This is a genomic window from Mycobacterium sp. SM3041 (assembly GCF_039668335.1).
In the GTDB taxonomy this organism is placed as follows: domain Bacteria; phylum Actinomycetota; class Actinomycetes; order Mycobacteriales; family Mycobacteriaceae; genus Mycobacterium.
The window spans coordinates 310,528-332,278 of sequence record NZ_JAYXBQ010000072.1 but is presented as its reverse complement, the minus strand read 5'-3'; the positions used below and the strand labels follow the sequence as shown (position 1 = coordinate 332,278).

At 69.1% G+C, this 21,751-nt stretch carries 19 protein-coding genes; 10 read left to right on the top strand and 9 right to left on the bottom strand.

The features are described 5' to 3' along the window. Nucleotides 1-15: 15 nt before the first annotated feature. A complete protein-coding gene (locus VXD91_RS23965) occupies nucleotides 16-1,476 on the bottom strand; it encodes a CCA tRNA nucleotidyltransferase (RefSeq protein WP_346416633.1) in 1,461 nt (486 codons plus the stop codon). 123 nt (nucleotides 1,477-1,599) lie between these two features. On the opposite strand from VXD91_RS23965, the gene VXD91_RS23960 reads away from it, so the two are divergent. From VXD91_RS23960 to VXD91_RS23920, 9 genes are all read left to right on the top strand, one after another. Further along, nucleotides 1,600-2,385, top strand: a complete 786-nt coding sequence (locus VXD91_RS23960; protein WP_346416632.1) for an NUDIX hydrolase — start codon at nucleotides 1,600-1,602, stop codon at nucleotides 2,383-2,385. Further along, entirely contained in the window at nucleotides 2,382-4,778 is a 2,397-nt protein-coding gene (locus VXD91_RS23955; protein WP_346416631.1) for a hypothetical protein, read from the top strand. Before VXD91_RS23960 ends, VXD91_RS23955 begins: the two co-directional genes overlap by 4 nt. Before the next feature lie 134 nt (nucleotides 4,779-4,912). Beyond that, nucleotides 4,913-8,197, top strand: coding sequence for a murein biosynthesis integral membrane protein MurJ (gene murJ, locus VXD91_RS23950; protein ID WP_346416667.1), 3,285 nt, complete (start codon nucleotides 4,913-4,915; stop codon nucleotides 8,195-8,197). A gap of 95 nt (nucleotides 8,198-8,292) precedes the next feature. Further along, nucleotides 8,293-8,844: an RNA polymerase sigma factor SigM gene (gene sigM / locus VXD91_RS23945; RefSeq protein ID WP_212807796.1), complete on the top strand. Its 552-nt coding sequence runs from the start codon at nucleotides 8,293-8,295 to the stop codon at nucleotides 8,842-8,844. A gap of 87 nt (nucleotides 8,845-8,931) precedes the next feature. Beyond that, on the top strand, nucleotides 8,932-9,693 hold the full coding sequence (locus VXD91_RS23940; RefSeq protein WP_346416630.1) for a hypothetical protein: 762 nt from the start codon (nucleotides 8,932-8,934) through the stop codon (nucleotides 9,691-9,693). A 121-nt stretch (nucleotides 9,694-9,814) separates the two neighbouring features. Further along, nucleotides 9,815-10,753, top strand: a complete 939-nt coding sequence (gene trxB / locus VXD91_RS23935) for a thioredoxin-disulfide reductase (RefSeq protein ID WP_346416629.1) — start codon at nucleotides 9,815-9,817, stop codon at nucleotides 10,751-10,753. A 40-nt stretch (nucleotides 10,754-10,793) separates the two neighbouring features. After that, nucleotides 10,794-11,126 (top strand): thioredoxin, encoded by a 333-nt coding sequence (gene trxA / locus VXD91_RS23930; RefSeq protein ID WP_020099879.1) that lies wholly within the window; start codon nucleotides 10,794-10,796, stop codon nucleotides 11,124-11,126. Nucleotides 11,127-11,283: 157 nt separating this feature from the next. Next, nucleotides 11,284-12,477, top strand: a complete 1,194-nt coding sequence (locus VXD91_RS23925; protein ID WP_212807799.1) for an N-acetylmuramoyl-L-alanine amidase — start codon at nucleotides 11,284-11,286, stop codon at nucleotides 12,475-12,477. A gap of 72 nt (nucleotides 12,478-12,549) precedes the next feature. Next, complete coding sequence (locus tag VXD91_RS23920) at nucleotides 12,550-13,023, top strand: AAA family ATPase (RefSeq protein ID WP_318985837.1); 474 nt, start codon at nucleotides 12,550-12,552, stop codon at nucleotides 13,021-13,023. A 286-nt stretch (nucleotides 13,024-13,309) separates the two neighbouring features. On the opposite strand, the gene VXD91_RS23915 is transcribed toward VXD91_RS23920, so the two are convergent. Then, nucleotides 13,310-14,443: an MFS transporter gene (locus VXD91_RS23915; protein WP_346416628.1), complete on the bottom strand. Its 1,134-nt coding sequence runs from the start codon at nucleotides 14,441-14,443 to the stop codon at nucleotides 13,310-13,312. Continuing rightward, the gene (locus VXD91_RS23910; RefSeq protein WP_346416627.1) at nucleotides 14,440-15,222 is read right to left on the bottom strand and encodes an alpha/beta fold hydrolase; all 783 of its coding nucleotides are present in this window, start codon (nucleotides 15,220-15,222) and stop codon (nucleotides 14,440-14,442) included. Before VXD91_RS23910 ends, VXD91_RS23915 begins: the two co-directional genes overlap by 4 nt. 54 nt (nucleotides 15,223-15,276) lie before the next feature. Here VXD91_RS23910 and VXD91_RS23905 point away from each other — a divergent pair, with 54 nt between their 5' ends. Beyond that, complete coding sequence (locus tag VXD91_RS23905; RefSeq protein WP_346416626.1) at nucleotides 15,277-15,615, top strand: MerR family transcriptional regulator; 339 nt, start codon at nucleotides 15,277-15,279, stop codon at nucleotides 15,613-15,615. A 782-nt stretch (nucleotides 15,616-16,397) separates the two neighbouring features. Here VXD91_RS23905 and pip read toward each other — a convergent pair. The 6 genes from pip to VXD91_RS23875 all read right to left on the bottom strand — a co-directional run bounded on the left by pip (nucleotide 16,398) and on the right by VXD91_RS23875 (nucleotide 21,717). Continuing rightward, nucleotides 16,398-17,357 carry a prolyl aminopeptidase gene (pip, locus tag VXD91_RS23900; RefSeq protein ID WP_346416625.1) on the bottom strand — a complete coding sequence of 320 codons (960 nt, stop codon included), beginning with the start codon at nucleotides 17,355-17,357 and terminating at the stop codon, nucleotides 16,398-16,400. A 26-nt stretch (nucleotides 17,358-17,383) separates the two neighbouring features. Next, a complete protein-coding gene (locus VXD91_RS23895) occupies nucleotides 17,384-18,142 on the bottom strand; it encodes an acetyltransferase (RefSeq protein ID WP_318985841.1) in 759 nt (252 codons plus the stop codon). Between the two features lie 232 nt (nucleotides 18,143-18,374). Next, nucleotides 18,375-19,403 (bottom strand): ParB/RepB/Spo0J family partition protein, encoded by a 1,029-nt coding sequence (locus VXD91_RS23890; RefSeq protein ID WP_318985842.1) that lies wholly within the window; start codon nucleotides 19,401-19,403, stop codon nucleotides 18,375-18,377. A 2-nt stretch (nucleotides 19,404-19,405) separates the two neighbouring features. After that, nucleotides 19,406-20,275 (bottom strand): ParA family protein, encoded by an 870-nt coding sequence (locus VXD91_RS23885; protein WP_020099888.1) that lies wholly within the window; start codon nucleotides 20,273-20,275, stop codon nucleotides 19,406-19,408. Between the two features lie 149 nt (nucleotides 20,276-20,424). Further along, the gene (gene rsmG / locus VXD91_RS23880; RefSeq protein WP_318985843.1) at nucleotides 20,425-21,108 is read right to left on the bottom strand and encodes a 16S rRNA (guanine(527)-N(7))-methyltransferase RsmG; all 684 of its coding nucleotides are present in this window, start codon (nucleotides 21,106-21,108) and stop codon (nucleotides 20,425-20,427) included. Nucleotides 21,109-21,174: 66 nt separating this feature from the next. Beyond that, on the bottom strand, nucleotides 21,175-21,717 hold the full coding sequence (locus VXD91_RS23875) for a R3H domain-containing nucleic acid-binding protein (protein ID WP_020099890.1): 543 nt from the start codon (nucleotides 21,715-21,717) through the stop codon (nucleotides 21,175-21,177). Nucleotides 21,718-21,751: the final 34 nt, after the last annotated feature.

Sequence of the window (21,751 nt, the reverse complement as noted above, 5' to 3'; positions counted from 1 at the left end):
TGAATGGACGGCTGATCAGCCTCTGGCGTTCCACCATTTCTGCAATTCGGCGACGGCCTCGTCGTGCGACAGCGGGCCGCGGTCCAGCCGGAGCTCCTTGAGGAACCGCCACGCCTCGCCGACCTGCGGCCCGGCCGGGATGCCGAGCAGCGTCATGATCTCGTTGCCGTCGAGGTCCGGCCGCACCCGAGCCAGATCCTCCTTCGCGGCCAGCTCCTCGATGCGCCGCTCGAGACCGTCGTAGTTGGCCTGCAACCGCGCCGCCCGACGGCGGTTGCGGGTGGTGCAGTCCGCGCGCACCAGCTTGTGCAGCCGGCTCAGCAGCGGCCCGGCGTCGGTGACGTACCGCCGCACCGCCGAGTCCGTCCACTTGCCGGTGCCCTTGTCGTCGGCGTAGCCGTGGAACCGCAGGTGCAGGTACACCAGCTGCGAGACGTCGTCGACCATCTGCTTGGAGTACTTCAGCGCGCGCATGCGCTTGCGCGTCATCTTCGCGCCGACCACCTCGTGGTGGTGGAAGCTGACGCCACCGTCGGGCTCGTGGCGGCGGGTGTCGGGCTTGCCGATGTCGTGCAGCAGCGCGGCCCAGCGCAGCACCAGGTCGGGTCCCTCGTCCTCGAGGTCGATCGCCTGCCGCAGCACCGTCAGCGAGTGGTGGTAGACGTCCTTGTGCTGGTGGTGCTCGTCGATCGCCATCCGCATGGCACCGACCTCGGGCAGCACGACGTCGCCCAGTCCGGTCTGCACCATCAGGTCCACGCCGGCCATGGGGTCGGCGCCGAGCATCAGCTTGTCGAGTTCCGCGGCCACGCGCTCGGCGGTGATCCGGCCCAGCTGCGGCGCCATCTCGATCAGGGCCTCCAGAACCCGCGGCGCCACCGAGAACCCCAGCTGCGAGACGAAGCGGGCGGCCCGCAACATCCGCAGCGGATCGTCACCGAAGGACACCTGCGGCGCCGACGGCGTGTCGAGCACCTTGTCCGCCAGCGCGGCGAGACCGCCCAGCGGATCGTGGAATTCACCGATGCCGCCGGGCAGGTCGGGGTTGATCCGGACGGCCATCGCGTTCACGGTGAAGTCCCGGCGCACCAGGTCGTCCTCGAGCCGGTCGCCGAACACCACCTCGGGGTTGCGGGACACCTGGTCGTAGCTGTCGGCGCGGAAGGTGGTGATCTCGATGCGCTGCCCGTACTTGGCCGCCCCGATGGTCCCGAACTCGATCCCGGTGTCCCACAACGCTTCTGCCCAGCCGCGCAGCATCTTCTGCAACTCGGCCGGACGCGCGTCGGTGGTGAAGTCCAGGTCGTTCAGGTCGCGGCCCAGCAGCGCGTCGCGCACACTGCCGCCCACCAGGTACAGGTCGTGACCTGCGGCGGCGAACGCCCGACCCAGGTCTACGAGCAAACCCGCATGCTTGTTCAGTGCGACCGCGGCAGCGGTCAGCAACGCGGCATCGGTACTTGCTTCGTTCGGCACGTCCGATGAGCCTAATGCGCCCACCCCACGGTTTGGTACCGACCATCGCGGCACGGTCACAACTGGGCCACTGACCGGCGAGTGGGGACAGAGCGCCCAACCTGAGCAGCTACTATCGCTTGGGTGTCGGAAGGCGAGCGTGCCAAACCACGACGACGCCGCGGGCGACGTCGCGGTCGACGCTCGGCAGGTCCGCCCAGCGACAACACCCAGGGCACCGACACCGATTCGGCCGCTGCGCCCCGCAACGGCACCGCACAAGCCGCGCCGGCGGCGGCTCCCGCCGCTCCCGCCACCCGCAAGTCGAACAACGACCGGCTGCGCACCGTCCACGAGACTTCGGCCGGCGGGCTGGTGATCGACGGCCTCGACGGCCCCAAAGACACCCAGAAGGCGGCACTCATCGGCCGCATCGACCGCCGCGGCCGCATGCTGTGGTCCCTGCCCAAGGGGCACATCGAACTCGGCGAGACGGCCGAACAGACCGCCATCCGCGAGGTCGCCGAGGAGACCGGACTGCAGGGCAGCGTGCTGGCCGCGCTCGGCAGCATCGACTACTGGTTCGTGACCGAGGGCCGGCGCGTGCACAAGACAGTGCACCATTACCTGATGCGATTCCTGGGCGGTGAACTCTCCGACGACGACGTCGAGGTCACCGAAGTGGCGTGGGTGCCCCTTCGGGAACTGCCGTCCCGCCTGGCCTACGCCGACGAGCGCAAGCTCGCCGAGGTGGCCGGCGAACTGATCGACAAACTGCACACCGATGGACCGGGCGCCCTGCCGCCGCTGCCGCGCACCGCGCCGCGCCGCCGCCCACAGACCCATTCCCGCACGCGGAACCATCGCACCGACGACTCCGCCCATACCCAACCCGGCCGCCGCGCGAACGGCTGCGGACCCGGGTCGTGAAGGTCAGGTTGGCGGCCTCGACAGTTCTCCTGCGCGTCCTGGCAGTCACCGCCCTGTTGCTGTTGCTCACCGCCCCGATCACGCCGCATTCGTCGGCAGGCGAACCGGGCGGGACGACGTTCCTGCAACTGCGCATCGACCACGTCACCCCCGACGTGGTCACCACCACGAGCGAGCCGGTGGTGACGGTCAGCGGCACCGTCACCAATGTCGGTGACCGCCCGGTGCACGACGTCATGGTGCGCCTCGAGCACGCGGCGGCGGTGACGTCGTCGTCCGGGCTGCGGACGACGCTGGCCGGGGAACCGACGGACTTCTCCGCCGTCGGCGACTTCACCACGGTGTCGCAGGATCTCGCGCGGGGGCAGAGCGTGCCGTTCCGGCTCGCGTACCCGGTGCGCTCGGCCGATCATCCCGCCCTCGGCATCGACCGTCCGGGTGTGTATCCGCTGCTCGTCAACGTCAACGGGACACCCGACTACGGGTCGGCCGCCCGGCTCGACGACGCCCGCTTCCTGCTGCCGGTGCTCGGCGTACCCGCCACTCCGCCCGCTGCGGGCAGCGGTAGTGGCACCGGCCAGCAGCCGATCGACGCCGTCGTGCCACCCGACACCGCACATCCCGTCGCGCTGACCCTGCTCTGGCCGCTCGCCGACCGTCCGCACCTGGCGGCCGGCGTCCCCGGACGCACCGAACCGGCCCGCCTCGCCGACGACGATCTCGCCGCTTCGCTGGCCAACGGCGGCCGTCTCGACACCCTGCTGGCCGCGGCGGACTTCGCCACCAACGACCAGGTGGATCCCGGCGGCCTCATGCGCGGCGCGATGTGCCTGGCCGTCGACCCCGACCTGCTGATCACCGTCAACGCGATGAGCGGCGGCTACGTCGTGACCGACGACCCGGAGGCCGGCCTCAACTCACCCACCCACCCGGGCACCGGCCAGCAGGCCGCGACCGAATGGCTCAACCGGCTGCGGCAGCTCGCCCAACGGGTGTGCGTCACCCCCACGGTGTACGCCCAGGCCGACCTACGCGCGCTGCAGCGCGTCGGCGACGCCGCCCTGAACACCACCGCCACCACCGATGCCGGGCCCATCGTCAACCAGCTGCTCGGCATCCAGTCCCTGCGCGGCGCGACCGTCGTCGGCGACGGCCCGCTCACCGGCCCGGCGGTGCGGCTGCTGTCGGCGCAGCCCGATCCGACCGTCGCGATCGCCGCGGCGCCCATCACCGCCGACGACGCCGCGAATCCCGCCGACACCGCGCCCCGCCGCTACAGCGACAAAGTGACCGTGGCGCCGTTCGACCCGTGCGTCGCCGCGGCCCTGGCCGGCGCGGGGCGGACCCCGATCTCGCCGGGGTACCTGGACACCTCACTGCGGGTACCGCTCAACCACGACTCGCAGGTGGCGCGGCGGCAGGACGCCATCGCCTCGGTGCTGTGGCGTGGCCTGCAACCCGACGCGCAACCGCGAAACCAGATCCTGATGCCGCCGCTGGCGTGGGACGTGACGCCCGACGACGCCCAGGCGATCCTGACGTCGGTCGCCACGGCGATCCACTCCGGCCTCGCCGTCGCCCGCCCGATGCCCGCGGTGATCGCCGAAGCACAGGAGCTGCCGCCGACGCAGACGGCCACCCCGCCGGACAACGGCACCGGCAACCCCAAGGCCCGCTACGGCGACGGCATCACCAGCCAGATCTCGACCACCATGGAACGAATCTGGGGCCTGACCGCCGCGCTGACCGTCAACACCCAGACGGGTCTGACGGGCGACCAGTACACGGCGCCGCTGCGGGAGGACATGCTGCGGGCGCTGACGCAGTCGGTGCCGCCGACCGTCCGCGAAGCCATGGCCCAGGAGCGCGTCAGCACCACGCAGCGCACCATGGACGACCTGTTCCACGGCGTCACCGTCGTCAACCCCGGCGGCTCGTACACGCTGGCGACCGAACGCAGTCCCCTCCCCCTGGCCCTGCGCAACGACCTGCCCGTGCCGATCCGCGTGCGGCTGGTCATCGACGCGCCACCGGGCATGACCGTCACCGACATGGGTGAGATCGAACTGCCGCCGGGCTACCTGCCGCTGCGGGTACCGATCGAGGTGCATTTCACCCAGCGCGTCGCGGTCGACGTCTCTCTGCGCACGGTCAACGGTCTGACGCTCGGCGAACCGGTCCGGCTGTCGGTGCATTCCAACGCCTACGGCAAGGTGTTGTTCTTCATCACCCTGTCCGCCGGCGCCGTGCTGTTCCTGCTGGCCGGCCGGCGGCTGTGGCACCGGTTCCGCGGGCAGCCCGACCGCGCCGACCTGGACCGGCCGCACCACAGCCGGCCCATCCGGCCCGATCCGCTCGACACCGCCATCGCCCACGCCCCGGAGGACTCATGAGCGAGGCTCGCCGAGCGAATCAACGGCCGCCGGGCGCGCCACCCCGCCCGAACGCCGCGGCCAACACTGCCGCCGCTCCACCGCCCCGGCGGGCTGAACTGTCCGACGCCGCCGTCGTCTCCCGGTCCTGGGGCATGGCGCTGGCCACCCTGGTCAGCCGCATCACCGGGTTCCTGCGCATCGTGCTGCTCGCCGCGATCCTCGGTGCGGCCCTGTCCAGTTCGTTCACCGTCGCCAACCAGCTGCCCAACATGGTGGCCGCCCTGGTACTCGAGGCGACCTTCACCGCGATCTTCGTGCCGGTACTGGCCCGCGCCGAACGGGACGACGCCGACGGTGGCGCCGCATTCGTGCGGCGGCTGGTCACGCTCGCCACCGCGCTGCTGCTGCTGACGACGGTGCTGTCGGTGGCGGCGGCACCGCTGCTGGTGCGGCTGATGCTGGGCAGCGACCCCCAGGTCAACGAGCCGCTCACCACGGCCTTCGCGTATCTGCTGCTGCCGCAGATCATCTTCTACGGGTTGACCTCGGTCTACATGGCAATCCTGAACAACCGCAACGTGTTCGGGCCGCCGGCGTGGGCACCGGTGCTCAACAACGTGGTCGCGATCATCACGCTGTGCGTGTATGTGCTTGTCCCGGGCGAACTCTCGATCGACCCTGTCGAGATGGGCAACGCCAAACTGCTCGTACTCGGCATCGGCACGACGCTCGGCGTCGTGGCCCAGGCCGGAATCCTGCTGTACTCGCTGCGCCAACATCGCGTCGACCTGCGGCCGCTGTGGGGCATCGACGACCGGCTCAAGAAGTTCGGCACCATGGCCGTCGCGATGATGCTGTACGTCCTGATCAGCCAGATCGGGCTGATCGTCGGCAACGAGATCGCCAGCCACGCAGCCGCATCCGGCCCGGCGATCTACAACTACGCCTGGCTGCTGCTGCAGTTGCCGTTCGGCATGATCGGCGTGACGGTGCTGACCGTCGTGATGCCCCGGCTGTCGCGCAACGCCGCCGCGAACGACAACCCCGCGGTACTCGCCGACTTCTCGCTCGCCACCCGGTTGACCATGGTGACGCTGATCCCGATCGTCGCCTTCATGACCGTCGGCGGCCCCGCCATCGGCAGCGCCCTGTTCGCGTACGGCAACTTCGGTGCCACCGACGCGGGCTATCTCGGCATGGCCATCACGCTGTCGGCGTTCACCCTGATCCCGTATTCCATGCTGCTGCTGGAACTTCGGGTGTTCTATGCCCGCGAGCAACCCTGGATCCCGATCGTCCTGATCGTCGTGATCACCGTGGTGAAAATTGTCGGCTCGCTCATCGCGCCCCACCTGACCGACGATCGCGAGCTCGTGGCCGGCTACCTGGGCCTGGCCAACGGCCTGGGCTTCCTGGCCGGTGCGACCGTGGGCTACGTGTTGCTGCGGTCAGCACTGCGGCCGCCACGCGGCCGGATGATCGAGCTGCCGGTGATCCGGACCATCCTGGTGACCGTCTGTGCCTCCCTGGGATCGGGCCTGCTCGCTTATCTCGCCGACAAACTGCTGGGATTCGACCGGCTGACCGAGCACGGCGGCGCCGCCGGATCGTTGCTGCGCCTGGTTCTGCTCGGCGTGATCATGCTCCCGGTGATCGTGACGGTGCTGGTGGCCGCCAAGGTGCCCGACGCCCTGGCCGCAGTGGCTTTCGTGAAACGCCGGCTGGGCCGCAGCGCCCCGGCACCGACCCCCGCAGTCCAGGTCAGCTCGGCTGTACCGGACTCCCGGCGGACCTCGGTCCCGTACCCTGGACACGGCATTTCATCACCGGTACCACCGCGGCCCGGCGCGTCCGCCACTGGCGGGGCAAACCGGGGCACTGGTACCACGGGCGGGCTTCGGAAAGGATTTGCGGTGACCGACGCACCCGCGGACCAGGGATCCGCCCCCATCTCGGATACGTCAGGCGGCGGCAGCGACGATGTCGCCCTGCGGGCCGGCGCCGTCGTCGCCGACGGTCGCTACCGCCTGCTCGTCTTCCACGGCGGTCCCCCGGATCTGCAGTTCTGGCACGCGCTCGACATCGCACTCGACCGCCAGGTCGCGCTGACATTCGTCGACCACGACGGCGCGCTCCCGCAATCGATGGTCCAGGAAATCCTCACCCGGACAAGCAAACTGAGCCACATCGAGGGGCCGGGGCTGGCCCGGATCCTGGACGTCACCCGACTCGGCCACGGTGGCCTGGTGGTCAGCGAATGGATCCGCGGCGGTTCGCTCGCCGAGGTGGCCGCGACGGATCCGTCGCCGATGGGCGGGGCCCGCGCCATCCAGTCCCTGGCGTCGACGGCCGAATCCGCGCACCGGGCCGGGGTCGCGTTGTCGATCGACCATCCCGGCCGGATCCGGGTCAGCATCGAGGGCGACGTGGTGCTCGCCTTCCCCGGTACGCTGCCGTCGGCCACACCCGAGGACGACATCCGCGGCATCGGCGCCACGCTGTACGCGCTGCTGATCAACCGGTGGCCGCTGCCCGAGGCCGGCGCGCTCAGCGGCATGCTGCCCGCGACACAGAACAGCGCGGGCCAGCCCATCGAACCTCGCGCGGTCGACGGGACCATCCCCTTCCAGATCTCCGCCGCTGCCGCCCGGGCCGTGCAGGAAGGTGGCGGAATCCGTTCGGCCCCAACGCTGTTGAACCTGCTCCAGCAGGCCACCACCGTCGCCGACACCACCGAGCTGCTCGAGCCCGTCGACAGCTCGCAGGGCCCCGAGTCCGAGGACGCTGCGGAACTCGAAGCGGCCGCCAAGCGGCGCAAGGCACTGCTCATCGGGGTGGGTGTCGGTGGAGCCATCCTGCTCGTGGCACTGCTGGTGCTGGCGTCGGTGCTCAAGGGCATCTTCGGCGACGTCGGCGGCGGCCTGGACAAGCAGCAGCTCGGCCTCAACAGCCAGCGCCCCACCACGAGCGGTGCCCCGACGCCCGGCAATGTGGTGAAACCCGTTGGTGTGACGGTCTTTTCGCCCGGGGGTGGCGCGGACTCCCCCGAGACCGCCGGCAAGGCCATCACCGGCGCGTCCGGTGACGCATGGTCGACGGACGTCTACACCGATCCCACGCCGTTCCCCGGGTTCAAGAGCGGCGTCGGCCTCATGCTGAACCTGCCCCAGGCGACCACGGTCGCGTCGGTCAGCCTGAACCTGACCAGCACCGGCACCGCGATCCAGATCCGGTCGGCGCAAACCGCCAACCCGTCCTCACTGGACGCCACGACCGTGCTGACGCAACCGGCGACCATGAAGACGGGCTCCAACACCATCACGATCAGCAACGCGCAGCCGACGCAGCATCTGCTGATCTGGATCTCCACGCTGGGGACCGTCGACGGCAAGAGCAAGACCGACATCTCCAACGTGGTCGTGAAGGCTGCCGCGTAAGTTATCCACAGGGTCTACGGAGCATCTGTGCAGGTCGGGACGATTCCGGCCAATTCGCGTCGGGTGCGTTCCCGGACCCGCTTTATGGTTCGGAAGTGGGGAGTTTCGGGGCGCCACAGTCGGACGCATCAGACGCAGAGTTGCTCGCGGCGCACATCGCCGGTGAGCGGTACGCGTTCGAGGAGCTGTTCTACCGACACCGGCACCAGCTGTACCGGCTCGCCCGCCTGACGAGCCACGACCCACAGGATGCGCTGGACGCCCTGCAGGACGCGCTGTTCAAGGCCCACCGGCACGCGCCGCGGTTCCGGCACGACAGTTCGGTGCGCAGCTGGCTGTGCCGCATCGTCGTGAACTCGTGCCTGGACCGGTTGCGGCACAACAAGTTTCACCGTGCCGAAGAGCTCAGCGACGCCACCTGCCGGACCGCGGACCCCGCACACCGGATCGAGACCACCATCGTCATCGAACGGGCGCTGCTGCGGCTGCCGGTCGAACAGCGGGCGGCCGTGGTCGCCGTCGACATGCAGGGCTACTCGGTTGCCGAGACCGCGGCGATGCTGGGTATCGCGGAGGGCACCGTGAAGAGCCGCTGCTCGCGGGCGCGCGCGAAGCTCGCGCAGTCGCTCGCCCACCTCGCCGACTGACGGGTGCCGGTCACGTGACGTTTTCGCCCCGATCACCGGCGACGGTGTACCGCGGGTCTCTGCGGCGACCGGATTAGGCTTCGGCAGGTGGACGACGAACAGGCCGATCAGTCCGTCTCCCTCGAGCTCCTGGCCGATCTGCAGGCCGGACTGCTCGACGACGCCACCGCGGCCCGACTGCGCCGCCGCATCCGCGACGATCCGGCGCTCGCCCGTCGGTACGCCGCACTCGAACAGGTCCGGCGCGACGTCCACGACCTGGCGGACGACTCCACCGCCACCGACCTGCCCGCAGACGCGACCGCCCGCATCGGCTCGGCCCTGCGCGATCCCAGCCCGAAGCCGCGCCACACCGTCGTCCCCGGTCGGCCCGCCGGCCACGGCGCGCGCACGGCACGTCCCGCCGTCGTCGCCGCGGCCGTCGCCGGGCTGCTCGCCGTCGGCATCGGTGCCGTCGTGGTGTTAAGCGGACCCGACGAGCCCGTCCGCGTCTCCGCCGGTCCCAAGGCGGCGTCACTGACGGTGCAGCGCCAGGCCGGGATGCCGTGGCCGGACCGGCAGATCCTGGACCTGCGGAGCCGGCCACCCGAGTTGGGCGCGCTCGCCGCACCGGATCGCCTGCGGTCCTGCCTGACGGGGCTCGGCTACTCGCCCACCACCGCGGTCCTCGGCGCGGCCACCCTGACGATGCACGACCGTGCCCAGGTGCTCCTGCTGCTCCCGAAAGCCGACGACGGCGCTCTGATGGCCCTGGTGGTGTCTCCCGGCTGCAATTCGAGCGACGCCGGCCTGGCCGCCGACGCCGTCATCCCCGACGCTCCGGGCCCGCCGGCGCAATCGCGCCGCTGACCGCCCCGGAGCCCGCCAAACGGCCGGGAACACCGGCACTTACCCTGGTGTTATAGGCGTACCGACTCTGGCAGCAGGCCGACCAGGTATGAGCCTGACCAGAGCCAGATGAAAGGCGGCCATGACCACCCAAGACACCGTGCACGACGTGATCATCATCGGCTCCGGGCCGGCCGGCTACACCGCTGCGGTGTACACGGCCCGCGCCCAGCTCAAGCCGCTGGTTTTCGAAGGTGTCCAGTTCGGTGGTGCGTTGATGACCACCACTGAGGTGGAGAACTACCCGGGCTTCAAGGAGGGCATCACCGGTCCCGTGCTCATGGAGGAGATGCGCGAGCAGGCGCTGCGGTTCGGCGCCGACCTGCGCATGGAGGACGTCGAGGCGGTGTCCCTCGACGGACCCGTCAAGACCGTCACGGTCGACGGCGAGACCCATCAGGCCCGCGCCGTCATCCTCGCCATGGGCGCCGCCGCCCGCCACCTCGGCGTGCCGGGTGAGCAGGAGCTGATCGGCCAGGGCGTCAGCACATGCGCCACCTGTGACGGTTTCTTCTTCCGCGACCAGGACATCGCCGTCATCGGCGGCGGCGACTCCGCCATGGAAGAGGCGACGTTCCTGACGCGCTTCGCCCGCTCGGTGACGCTGATTCACCGCCGCGACGAGTTCCGCGCCTCGCGGATCATGCTGGAGCGTGCGCAGGCCAACGAGAAGATCACGTTCGTCACCAACACCGAAGTTGTTGCGGTGGAAGGTGATTCGAAGGTCAGCGGGCTGCTGCTGCGCAACACCGTCACCGGCGAGGAGAGCAAGCTCCCGGTCACCGGCGTGTTCGTCGCCATCGGCCACGACCCGCGGTCGGAGCTGGTGCGCGGCCTCGTCGACCTCGACGACGAGGGCTACGTTCAGGTCAAGGGCCGCACCACCAGCACGTCACTGGACGGCGTCTTCGCCGCAGGCGATCTGGTCGACCACACCTACCGGCAGGCCATCACCGCGGCCGGCAGCGGCTGCGCGGCGGCCATCGACGCCGAGCGCTGGCTCGCCGAGCACCACGGCTGATCGTCCTTCCCCCACAGAGTTCACCCGAGAGGAGCAGTACATGAGCGAGGGCAGCGCAACGCTGACCGTCACCGACGGTTCGTTCGACAGCGACGTCATCAAGAGCGGCACCCCGGTGCTGGTCGACTTCTGGGCGACCTGGTGCGGACCGTGCAAGATGATCGCCCCGGTGCTCGAGGAACTGGCCGGCGAGAAGGCCGGGGAGCTGACGATCGCCAAGCTCGACGTCGACGCCAACCCCGAGACCGCCCGCAGCTTCAACGTCGTCTCGATCCCGACCCTGATCCTGTTCAAGGACGGCGAGCCGGTGAAGCGCATCGTCGGTGCCAAGGGCAAGGCCGCCCTCCTGCGCGAAATCGCCGACGAACTCTGATCGCAGCAGCGGCCGCGCACCCGCCGGTTTCGGCGGGGCGCACCGCTGCTGCCTGTGAAGTTGCGGAATCCTGAGGAGCGTCTGCGACAATGGGTCCAGGCGTCCCGCCAGTGCGCAGCTGTCCGCCCGCCTGGCGTCCGTGATTGAAAGGCCAGGAATGTCGATACTGCGTCGCGGTGACCGGGGAGGTTCGGTCACCGAGATTCGGGCCGCACTGGCCGCCCTGGGGCTGCTGGACAGTCCCGACGCGGATCTCACCACCGGCAAGCACGTCGCGCTCGACCTCTTCGACGAGGAACTCGACCAGGCCGTGCGTGCCTTCCAGCAGCAGCGTGGCCTGCTCGTCGACGGCATGGTCGGCGAAGCGACGTACCGCGCGCTGAAAGAGGCCTCGTACCGCCTGGGGGCGCGCACGCTCTCGCACCAGTTCGGTGCCCCGATGTACGGCGACGACGTCGCCACCCTGCAGGCCCGGCTGCAGGATCTCGGCTTCTACACCGGACTCGTCGATGGTCATTTCGGCTTGCAGACCCACAACGGCCTGATGTCGTACCAGCGCGAGTACGGCATGTTCCCCGACGGCATCTGCGGTCCGGAGACATTGCGCTCGCTGTACTTCCTGGGTTCGCGGGTCACCGGCGGTTCGCCGCACGCCATCCGCGAAGAGGAACTCGTCCGGCGCAGTGGCCCCCGTCTGACCGGAAAGCGGATCATCATCGATCCGGGCCGCGGCGGCGACGACCGCGGGCTCATCATGACCAGCCCGTCCGGCCCGGTCAGTGAAGCCGACGTCCTGTGGGACCTCGCCAGCCGGCTGGAAGGCCGCATGACGGCCATCGGCATGGACACGTTCCTGTCGCGCCCCGTCAGCGGCAGCCCGGCCGACGCCGAGCGGGCCGCAACGGCCAACGCGGTCGGTGCCGATCTGATGATCAGCCTGCGGTGCGCCAGCCTGCCCAGCCCGGCAGCCAACGGCGTCGCCTCGTTCTACTTCGGCAACTCGCACGGTTCGGTGTCCACCATCGGCCGCAACCTCGCGGACTTCATTCAGCGGGAAGTCGTGGCGCGCAGCGGTTTACGTGACTGCCGGACCCACGGCCGCACCTGGGACCTGCTGCGGCTCACCCGGATGCCCACGGTGCAGGTCGACATCGGCTACGTGAGCAACCCGCACGACCGGGAGCTGCTCACCTCCCCCGGCCACCGCGACTCCATCGCCGAAGGCATCCTGGCCGCCGTCAAGCGGCTGTACCTGCTGGGTAAGAACGACCGTCCCACAGGCACTTTCACGTTCGCCGAGCTGCTGGCTCACGAGATGTCGGTCGAGCAGGCCGGCCAGGCCGGCGCCTAGCCCTGCTGCCCTCAGGGTTTTCGTCCTGCGCGCCACCGCATTTCGGTGCGCGGGCTGGTTGAATCAGTCGGTATGAGTGGCCACGCCACGGTTCTCGTGACCGGCATGTCCGGGGTCGGCAAGTCGACGACGCTGGCCGGCCTAGCCGAACGGGGTTACGCCACAGTCGATACCGACGATGGGGAGTGGATCGACGTCGTCGACGGCGAGCCGCTCTGGCGCGAACCACTCATCGACGAGCTGCTGAAGCAACCGCGCGACGGGCCTTTGTTCGTGCAGGGCACCGTGGCCAACCAGTGGCGCTTCTACGGCCGGTTCGATGCGGTCGTACTCCTCACCGCCCCAACCGATGTCGTGTTGGATCGGCTGCGACACCGGACCAACAATCCGTTCGGCAAGAGTGCCGACGAGCGCGCCCGGATCCTGGCCGACATCGCAGAGATCGAACCGCTGCTGCGGCAGTCGGCCACCCACGAGATCGACACGACCCGCCCGCTGCCGGAGGTGGTCGACGCTCTGGTCGCCATCGCCGCGAAGGCGGTCTAGCGGGCTCCACTCACTCGTGCCGGCCCGAACCCCGTCTCCCCCAGCGTCGTGCTGCATGGCCGCCACTGACGTCTCATGGCCCGCCTGGCGGACCGGGAAGCGCCGGACGCCCAGACGTCCCCGGATCGCCGGCCGCGCCCCCGATTTCGACCGCAAGGGCGGGTGCGACATGAGCGTCACGTGACGCTTGTTCCGGTTGGTCCTGGGTCATCGTGATTCAGGCCCCATTGGCGGGTGTTCCGGCCTGGAGTCCCCCGATGTCGCTCACCGGAATGGGTTCTCCCGATCACAACCACCGTCGGGCCAACAGCGCCACCGGTGACGCGCACCCGACACCGATGAGCGCGAGCACCGTCAGCGATGCTGCCGCACCTGAGGCCACGAGCTGCGACCCCGCCCAGGCGCCGGAGAAGATCCCGACTTGAAACGCCAGCACGTACAGATAGGACGCGAAGGCAGCGTTGGGGCAACGCTTGATGAGGATCGTCTGCATGGTCGGCGCCCAGCACGCAAAGGCCGCTCCCCACAACAGAACTGCCGCGACGAACAACCCGCGCGAGCCAGTCAGGCTCAGCGTCGCGAACGCGATCAGCAGGCCCGTCAGGGCCGCGACGACGACAGCGTAGCGGTGTCGATCGAGCACTCGTCCGGCGACGACGACCGCCGCCAGCGCGGCGCCGCCATAGCCCAGGAGCAGAACCGGGAGCCCGGCGGCCGGGATCCCGATGTCGCCGGCCAACACCGTGATGAACGAATACGGCGCATAGGCGGCGGTCACCACCAGCAGCGTCAGTACGCAGACCGCCGCGACAGTGTGCGGCTCACCGGATCGGCCGGCGGTCGGCGCCGTCACGGTACGACCGATATGGCGGGGAATCAGCACCGCAATGGCCACCGCCAAGATCAGGGCAAGCACCGCCAGCACCAGCGACGCGGCTCTCCACCCGATGAGTAGGGAAAGCTGCGTCGTCAGCGGGGATCCCCCAGCCAACCCCAGTGCCGCCCCGACGAACACCAGCGCGGTCGCCTGCCCCGCACGGCCGGCGGGTGCGAGAGCACTGGCCAAGACCGGAGCCAGGGACCACACCGAACCATGCAAGATCGCGCCGACGACCCGGGCGAAGACTGCCCACCCGGGCGTCGGTGCGACGGCCAGCAGCAGTTGCGACAACGACAGTGAAGCCAAGGCGGCGGTCAGCATGACGCGATGCTCGACGCGACGAGTCGCCAGAGCCACCGGGATGATTGCCACTCCAGCAGCCACCGCGTACACGCCCACCAACAGCCCCGCAGCGGGCACTGTTGTGTGCAGTCCGTCGGCCATCTGCGGGACGACGCCGACCGGAAACATCTCTGCGGCGAGGTACACGAAGGCGGCGGCAGACAGCACGGCCACCCGCCAGTGCCACCTGTCCGTCACAGCTGGTACGCCAGCAGAAACTTCCGAATATCGGAGATCCATATCCGCCCCTCGTCCGGTGTGAAGATGTGACCGGCGTCTGGATATTCCATCAGGACTGCGCCAGGTATGCCCGCTGCCAGAGCGCGCGTCGAGGACGGCTGCACGATGCGGTCCACGCCCGCCGCCACGACCAACGTCGGGATCGCGACTTCCGCGAGGCGGTCGCGAAGGTCGATTTCGGCAGCCAGGGCAGCCTGCTGCGAACTGCCGGCCGGGATGCTCGCGCGGACGTCGGCCACGATCTCGTCGAGATTGCCGGCCTCGTCGAACGCCGACGGCGACGACACTGCTGTCAGGAACCGCGCCAGGACGTCGCGGTCGTGCGCGGCCAGATAGCGCCAGACATCGACCACCAACCGCAACTGTGGATCGGCGTGCGCGAAGCCCACCGTCAGGACCAAGGCGCTGACGGCCTCGGGATGACGGAGTGCCGCGGTGATGGCAACCGCCGAGCCCAGCGATAGGCCGACGATCGGGAATCGTTCGAAGCCGGCCGCTCGCCCGGCGGCGACGATCGCGTCAGCCAGATCGTCGACGCGATACGAACTCGCCGTCAACGGACTGCCTCCCGAGCCCGGGTAGTCCACACCGATCAGCGTTCGCTCGCCGGCCATCTCGTCCATGAGTTGGCCGAAATTCAGTGCGACACCGCCACCTGCTCCGTGCGCGAGAAGGAGGGCGGGACCGGAGCCGACGCGGGTGACCGTCAACGTGGAAAGTAGGGAATCGTTGGGCATGCGGCGAAGTTAGACCCTGACATCAGTGTCAAGGTCAACCCAAGAGGAGCTCGCGTGCGCATCGGTGAAGTGGCGGCGGTAACCGGCAGCTCGGTCAGGTCGCTGCGCTACTACGAGGCTCAGGGTCTGATCGCACCGCCACGCCGGTCCAACGGCTACCGCGACTACCCCGCCGACACCGTGGAAAATGTGCGCCGCATCCGGATGCTGATCGACACCGGCTTCGGCGTACGCACCATTCGACAACTACTGCCCTGCATCGACGGCAGCACGGTCGACATGTGCCCGGCCATCGCCGCCGCCATCAGACAGACACTGGCCGAGATGGACGCCCGAATCGGCGACCTGAATCTCCGCCGCGCACGCATCGTCCAACTGCTGGACGGCCAGTAGGCCGCCGCCGAGCCGACGCTTGCCGGGGTCCTGCATCCGGCTTCCCCTCCCCCCTGCCCGCACTGGCGCGGCATGTCGATCCCAGGCCGGGCAACGCGCGCCGACGGTGCTCTTGGCAACACCGCTTCGCCGCGCACGCCAACGGCGCCCCCAATCCCGCACCGCGCAATTGCGGCGCCGAGGTCGCTCGCGCCGAGGACGTGCGCGCTGCCTACGCGTACCCGACCAGACGTGTGTCTCGTGTCGCGGATCAATCGCAGCCGTGTGTCGGTTGGGGAACGGCCTAGTGGTTCGGTCAGTCGGGCCGGCGCTCGGGGGCTTCACCGGCGGCGTGGGTGGCCGTTGTGCGACCGACGTACCCACCCACCGACCATCGCGACAGCCACGTGGACCGCTGGCCGTGTCTTGCCCGCGCCGCCGATTCCGATCAGAGACAAGCCGGCGCGGCGTCAGGGCGCCGCGCACGTCCGGCGTCTCGACTCGGTCGAGCGATGACGTTCGGCCCGCGGGACACAGAGCCGCGCAGTGCTGCTCGGTTGGTCTGGCCGATACCGGTTCCGCGTCGGGCAGCCGTAGCGCGCCGGTGTGGATTCAGACCGCACCTACATGGCCGCGGCACCGGCGCGATTCCAGCGCGACCGCGACCCACGTGTGATCGCGAGGATTCCGGTGTGGGTGCCAGAGGGTACGGCCGACGGCTGCCTGTGTGGCGGCCGGTACCGGCGTCGGGGCCCCGCGGACTCCCGTCGGTTCGGCCCGATGTTTCACGTGGAACGGCCGCGCTAACTCCGAGGTGGAGCGAACCGTTCGACAGCGTCTGCAATCGCCGCCGCCATCGCCGGGCTGCCCGTGTGGCCGGAGTCCTCGATGATCCGGAGCTCGGCGCCCGGCCATGCCTGAGCGAGTTCCCACGCCGTCCGGACGGGCGCGGAGAGGTCGAGACGACCGTGGATCAGCACGCCGGGGATGCCGGCCAATCGGTGCGCGTCCCGCAGCAGTTGGCCATCATCCAACCATGCCGCGTGGGCGAAGTAGTGCGTGCAGATGCGAACGAAGGCCAGTCGGCCGGCATCGATCTTCGCCGAGTACTGACCCGGCTTCCCCAACGCCTCATGGGCTATCGCAGCGTCTTCCCACGCACACCAATCCTGCGCCGCCCGCTCACGCACAGCGGCGTCCGGGTGCTCCATCAACCGGCGATACGCCTCGACCAGACTGCCGTCCCGGTCCCCCTCGGGCACACCGTCACGGAACCGCTGCCACTCGGCAGGACGGAAGCGCCGCAGTCCGCGGTACAGCCAGTCGACCTCCTGCGGCCGCGTCATCGTCACGCCGATCAGCACGATGCCGAGCACGCGATCCGGGTGCCGTTGCGCGTAGGCGAGGATCAACGTGGACGCCCAGGAGCCGCCGTACAGCAGCCAGCGATCGATGCCGAGATGACGGCGCAGCGCCTCCATATCGGCGAGGAAATGCGCGGTCGTATTGCACGACATGTCGGTCGACGGGTCCGCCGCGCTCGGCACGCTGTCACCGCATCCACGTTGATCGAACGCCACGATGCGGAAGCGCTCCGGGTCGAACTGTTTGTGTGCGTTGCGGGACCTGCCGGCGCCCGGGCCGCCGTGGACGATCAGAACCGGCTCCCCGACGGGACTGCCGCGGGTCTCCCAGTACATCCGGTTGCCGTCGCCGACGTCGAGCAGTCCGCAGTCGTCGGGCTTCGACGAGGCGTCAGGCACGCGTGTTCACCGTGGAACCCGCTCCCCTATCGACCGGTGTGCGGCGTCCACAGCGCGGGGCTGGTGACCGCCCCGACGGGCTGTTGCAAGGCGCTGCTCTCCAGCAGTCGCTCCAGCGCCGCCTCGACGTCCGCCTTCCAGCCGAGTCCCTGTTCGAGTTCCAGCCGCAGTCGCGGGAAGTAGGGGTGCGGCGCCACGATCTCGAAGCCGTTGTCCTGAAGGAAGTCCGCTTCGATCACGCACTGATCGACGGCGCACTCGCCGAACGCCTCGATCGTCGCCGCCAGCTCCTCCGGACAGGCCTGTGTCCCACCGAGACGGGCAACCTCGGTGGTCCGGCCGAACGCCTCCAACGCGCGTACACCACGACGAACCAGATCGGCGACGACGGCAGCGATCAGGTGGCGCGACAGTCCGTCGCCGTCGTCGGGGCAGTCGACTCCGATCGTCGTCAGCAGGACCGCGTCGGGGCTGACCGGCCCGGTGGGAAAGCGCCCGGCCCGCGGCACGGCGCGCGGCGGCGCATAGAACGCATAGCCCAGACAGGGCGCGTCATCGTTGGGGTCCTCGGCACGGTCCGGATCGCACGCGACCGCCAGCTGTCCGCACGATCCCCACTCGAGCATGACCATCGACAGCCATGCTTCCTTCTCGAACTCCGGGTCGCTGAGGTGGTCGCTGTCCCCGAGTGTTGACGGATCGACTTCCCAGAAGACACAACGCCGCGCATGCTTCGGCAGCCGCTCGAACGATTCGAGGCGCAGCGGCGTGATTCGTGAACTCACCAGACTCCCGTCGTCCACCCGATCGGATCAGGCTGCTCTACCAGGATAAGAGACGCCGGCGCCGTCGACTCGATTTGTTCAGTCGGGATCGACGTCGACCGGACGCTGAACTGTTCCACGTGAAACATCGCGCATCCCCTCCCCGTCCGACACTCCCCCGAACATCACCGTCACAGTGACGTAACGGGGCCTTGTCCCTGGTCGGGTTGTCGCAGACCCGAAATCGGGTCGGTCAGCCCTGTTCCGTCTTCATCAGTTCGACGATGCGCTGGAGGTCGTCAACCGAGCCGAACTCGACGACGATCTTGCCCTTGCGCTTGCCCAGGCTCACCGTGACCTTGGTGTCGAACGCGGTCGACAGCTGCTCGGCCACGTCCTGCAGACCGGGCATCTGGATCGGCTTGCGCTTGGGCGCCGGCGCCGGCTTGTCACCGTCGCGGTTGGCCAGCGTGACCGCTTCCTCGGTGGCACGCACGGACAGCCCCTCGGCCACGATGCGGGCCGCGAGCTCCTCCTGCTTCTCCGGTCCCCCTTCGAGCGCGAGCAGCGCCCGGGCGTGGCCGGCCGACAACACGCCCGCGGCAACGCGACGCTGCACCGCGATGGGCAGCTTCAGCAGCCGGATCATGTTCGTGATCACCGGACGCGACCGGCCGATGCGGGTCGCCAGTTCCTCGTGGGTGACGTCGAACTCCTCCAGCAGCTGCTGGTAGGCCGACGCCTCTTCGAGCGGGTTCAGCTGGACCCGGTGGATGTTCTCAAGCAGCGCGTCGCGCAGCATGTTGTCGTCCGCTGTCTCGCGGACGATCGCCGGGATCGCCGTCAGGCCGGCTTCCTGCGAGGCGCGCCACCGGCGCTCACCCATGATCAGCTGGTAGCGATGCGGTCCGGACGGCTGGCTCAGCTCGCGCACCACGATGGGCTGCATGAGCCCGAACTCACGGATGGAGTGCACCAGTTCCGCGAGCGCGTCCGCATCGAAGACGCTGCGCGGCTGGCGCGGGTTCGGCTGGATGGCCGACGGCTCGATCTCGCGGTACACCGCGCCGATCGCCTCGGCTTCGGCCCTGGCCGCCGCGGCCGAATCTGCGGCTACCGCGCCATTGACCGGACCGGCCGGACCGCCACCGCCGATCAACACGTCGGCAGCCGCAGACCCCATTCGCAGCGAGGTGTCCTGCTGCCCGTCCTCGGGTGCACCGGTCGGGATGAGTGCCGCCAGCCCCCGTCCGAGTCCGCTGCGCTTCTTCGGCTGCGACATCGTTACTTCCTCACTCCCGACTCGCCACGCTGGGCGAGTTCACGGCTGGCGTCCAGATAGCTCATTGCACCACGTGATCCCGGGTCGTAATCCAGGATCGTCATGCCGTATCCCGGTGCCTCGGAAACCTTGACGCTGCGTGGGATGACGGTCCGCAAAACCTTATCGCCAAAGTGGTCTCGGACGTCCATCGCGACCTGGTCGGCGAGTTTGGTGCGGCCGTCGTACATCGTGAGGACGACGGTCGTGACGTCCAGCTGGGGGTTGAGGTGCGCCTTGACCATCTCGATGTTGCGCAGCAGCTGACCCACGCCCTCCAGGGCGTAGTACTCGCATTGGATCGGGATCAGCACCTCGGGCGCCGCCACGAGTGCGTTGATGGTCAGCAGACCCAACGAGGGCGGGCAGTCGATGAAGACGTAGTCGAAGTTGTGGTCTTTGAGCGTCGCGAGGGCGTTCCGCAGCCGGGTTTCACGTGCCACCATGCTGACCAACTCGATCTCGGCGCCGGCCAGGTCGATGGTCGCCGGGACGCAGTACAGGCGCTCGTTGTGCGGGCTCCGCTGCAGTGCGCTCTCCAGGGTGATCTCCCCGATCAGCACCTCGTACGACGACGCGGTGCCCGGCCGGTGTTCGATGCCCAGCGCGGTGCTCGCGTTGCCCTGAGGGTCCAGATCGATGACCAGAACATTGAGTCCCTGCAGGGCCAGGGCCGCGGCCATGTTGACCGCCGTGGTGGTCTTACCGACGCCGCCCTTCTGGTTGGCGATGGTGAACACCCGCTGATGCGTCGGCCGCGGCAGCTGCTGTCCCTTGGCGCCGTGCAGGATCTGGACCGCGCGTTCGGCTTCCGCCCCGATCGGCGTATCCATCGTCACGCTCGGCCACGTTTCACGTGAAACATCAGACTCCCCGTCGCTACGCTCGCCCCTGGCATCGCTCACTGCCTTTCCTGATGTGGCGGCCGGGTCGGCCGCTGTCAAAACCTCGGCGGACTTGTCGCTCCCCCGGGCCGACGATGTCATCGCCGGTTCTTGGCCGGTCGGCCGGTTGCCGCGCGCTTGGCTCCGCGTTTCGCCACGACCACGGTTGCGGGCGGAGTCAAATAGTTCACGCCACATTTCACCACCCTTACGTCCACAGCACCGAGTGAGTTGAGTGCCCGACGGTGTTCGACGATCTCATCGGCCGCTCGCTCCCCCTTGAGAGCCAGCATCCGTCCGTCGACTTTGAGGAGCGGCAGGCTCCACTTCGCCAGTTTGTCGAGGGCGGCCACCGCTCGCGAGGTGACGACGTCGAGCTCTCCTGCCTCCGCCCGGACCGTGCGCTCCTCGGCGCGACCCCGAATCACGGTGACGTCGATGCCGAGCTCGGTGACTACCTCCCGGAGGAAGTCTGCGCGGCGCAGCAGCGGCTCGATCAGGACCACGTGAACATCGGGCCGCGCCAACGCCAATGGGATGCCCGGGAGCCCGGCTCCACTGCCGATATCGCCGATTCGTTCGCCGCTGGAGACCAACTCACCTATAGCGGCGCAATTCATCACGTGACGGTCCCACAACCGGCCCACTTCCGACGGGCCGATCAGTCCGCGCTCGATTCCGTCGCCGGCGAGGATCTCGGCATAGCGGTGCGCGAGCTCGGCCCGCTCACCGAAAACGTCGACGGCGGCGGCCGGTGGGGATGGGGCTTCACCATGTTTCACGTGAAACGGCCTCCACTTTCCCCGCCAGCTCGCCGCCGACGAACAACATCGATGTAATTAAGGTGCTCAATCGAGCAGCACAACCACCCGGCGCGACGGCTCGACGCCCTCGCTCTCGCTGTGGACGCCGTCCACGGCCGCCACGGCGTCGTGCACGATCTTGCGCTCGAACGGCGTCATCGGAGACAGCTCTTCGCGCTCACCCGACGCCAGCACCCGCTCGGCCACCTTCTTGCCCAGCGCAGCCAGTTCATCACGACGCTGGCGACGCCACCGGGCGATGTCCAGCATCAACCGGCTGCGTTCGCCGGTCTTCTGGTGCACGGCCAGCCGGGTCAGCTCCTGAAGCGCGTCCAGCACCTCGCCCTTGCGTCCCACGAGCTTGCTCAGATCGTTGCCGCCGTCGATGCTGACGACCGCACGGTCGCCTTCGACGTCCAGATCGATGTCACCATCGAAGTCCAGCAGATCGAGGAGTTCCTCGAGGTAGTCGCCGGCGATCTCGCCTTCGGCGACCAGTCGCTCCTCGAGATCGTCGTTCTTGCTTGCAGGAGCGGCCTCGGCCGTCGTCGGGGCCGGGGCCTCCGCCTGCGTTTCTGTGTCTGTCATATCCCTGCCTTCTCCCTCTTGCACCGGCCGTCGC

Coding starts and splice junctions, on each gene's coding strand:
- VXD91_RS23920 (WP_318985837.1), top strand. CDS start 12,550: ATGAGTGGCCACGCCACGGTTCTCGTGACCGGCATGTCCGGGGTCGGC.
- trxA (WP_020099879.1), top strand. CDS start 10,794: ATGAGCGAGGGCAGCGCAACGCTGACCGTCACCGACGGTTCGTTCGAC.
- VXD91_RS23910 (WP_346416627.1), bottom strand. CDS start 15,222: ATGCCCAACGATTCCCTACTTTCCACGTTGACGGTCACCCGCGTCGGC.
- murJ (WP_346416667.1), top strand. CDS start 4,913: ATGGCGCTGGCCACCCTGGTCAGCCGCATCACCGGGTTCCTGCGCATC.
- VXD91_RS23925 (WP_212807799.1), top strand. CDS start 11,284: ATGTCGATACTGCGTCGCGGTGACCGGGGAGGTTCGGTCACCGAGATT.
- VXD91_RS23885 (WP_020099888.1), bottom strand. CDS start 20,275: ATGGATACGCCGATCGGGGCGGAAGCCGAACGCGCGGTCCAGATCCTG.
- trxB (WP_346416629.1), top strand. CDS start 9,815: ATGACCACCCAAGACACCGTGCACGACGTGATCATCATCGGCTCCGGG.
- VXD91_RS23875 (WP_020099890.1), bottom strand. CDS start 21,717: ATGACAGACACAGAAACGCAGGCGGAGGCCCCGGCCCCGACGACGGCC.
- VXD91_RS23890 (WP_318985842.1), bottom strand. CDS start 19,403: ATGTCGCAGCCGAAGAAGCGCAGCGGACTCGGACGGGGGCTGGCGGCA.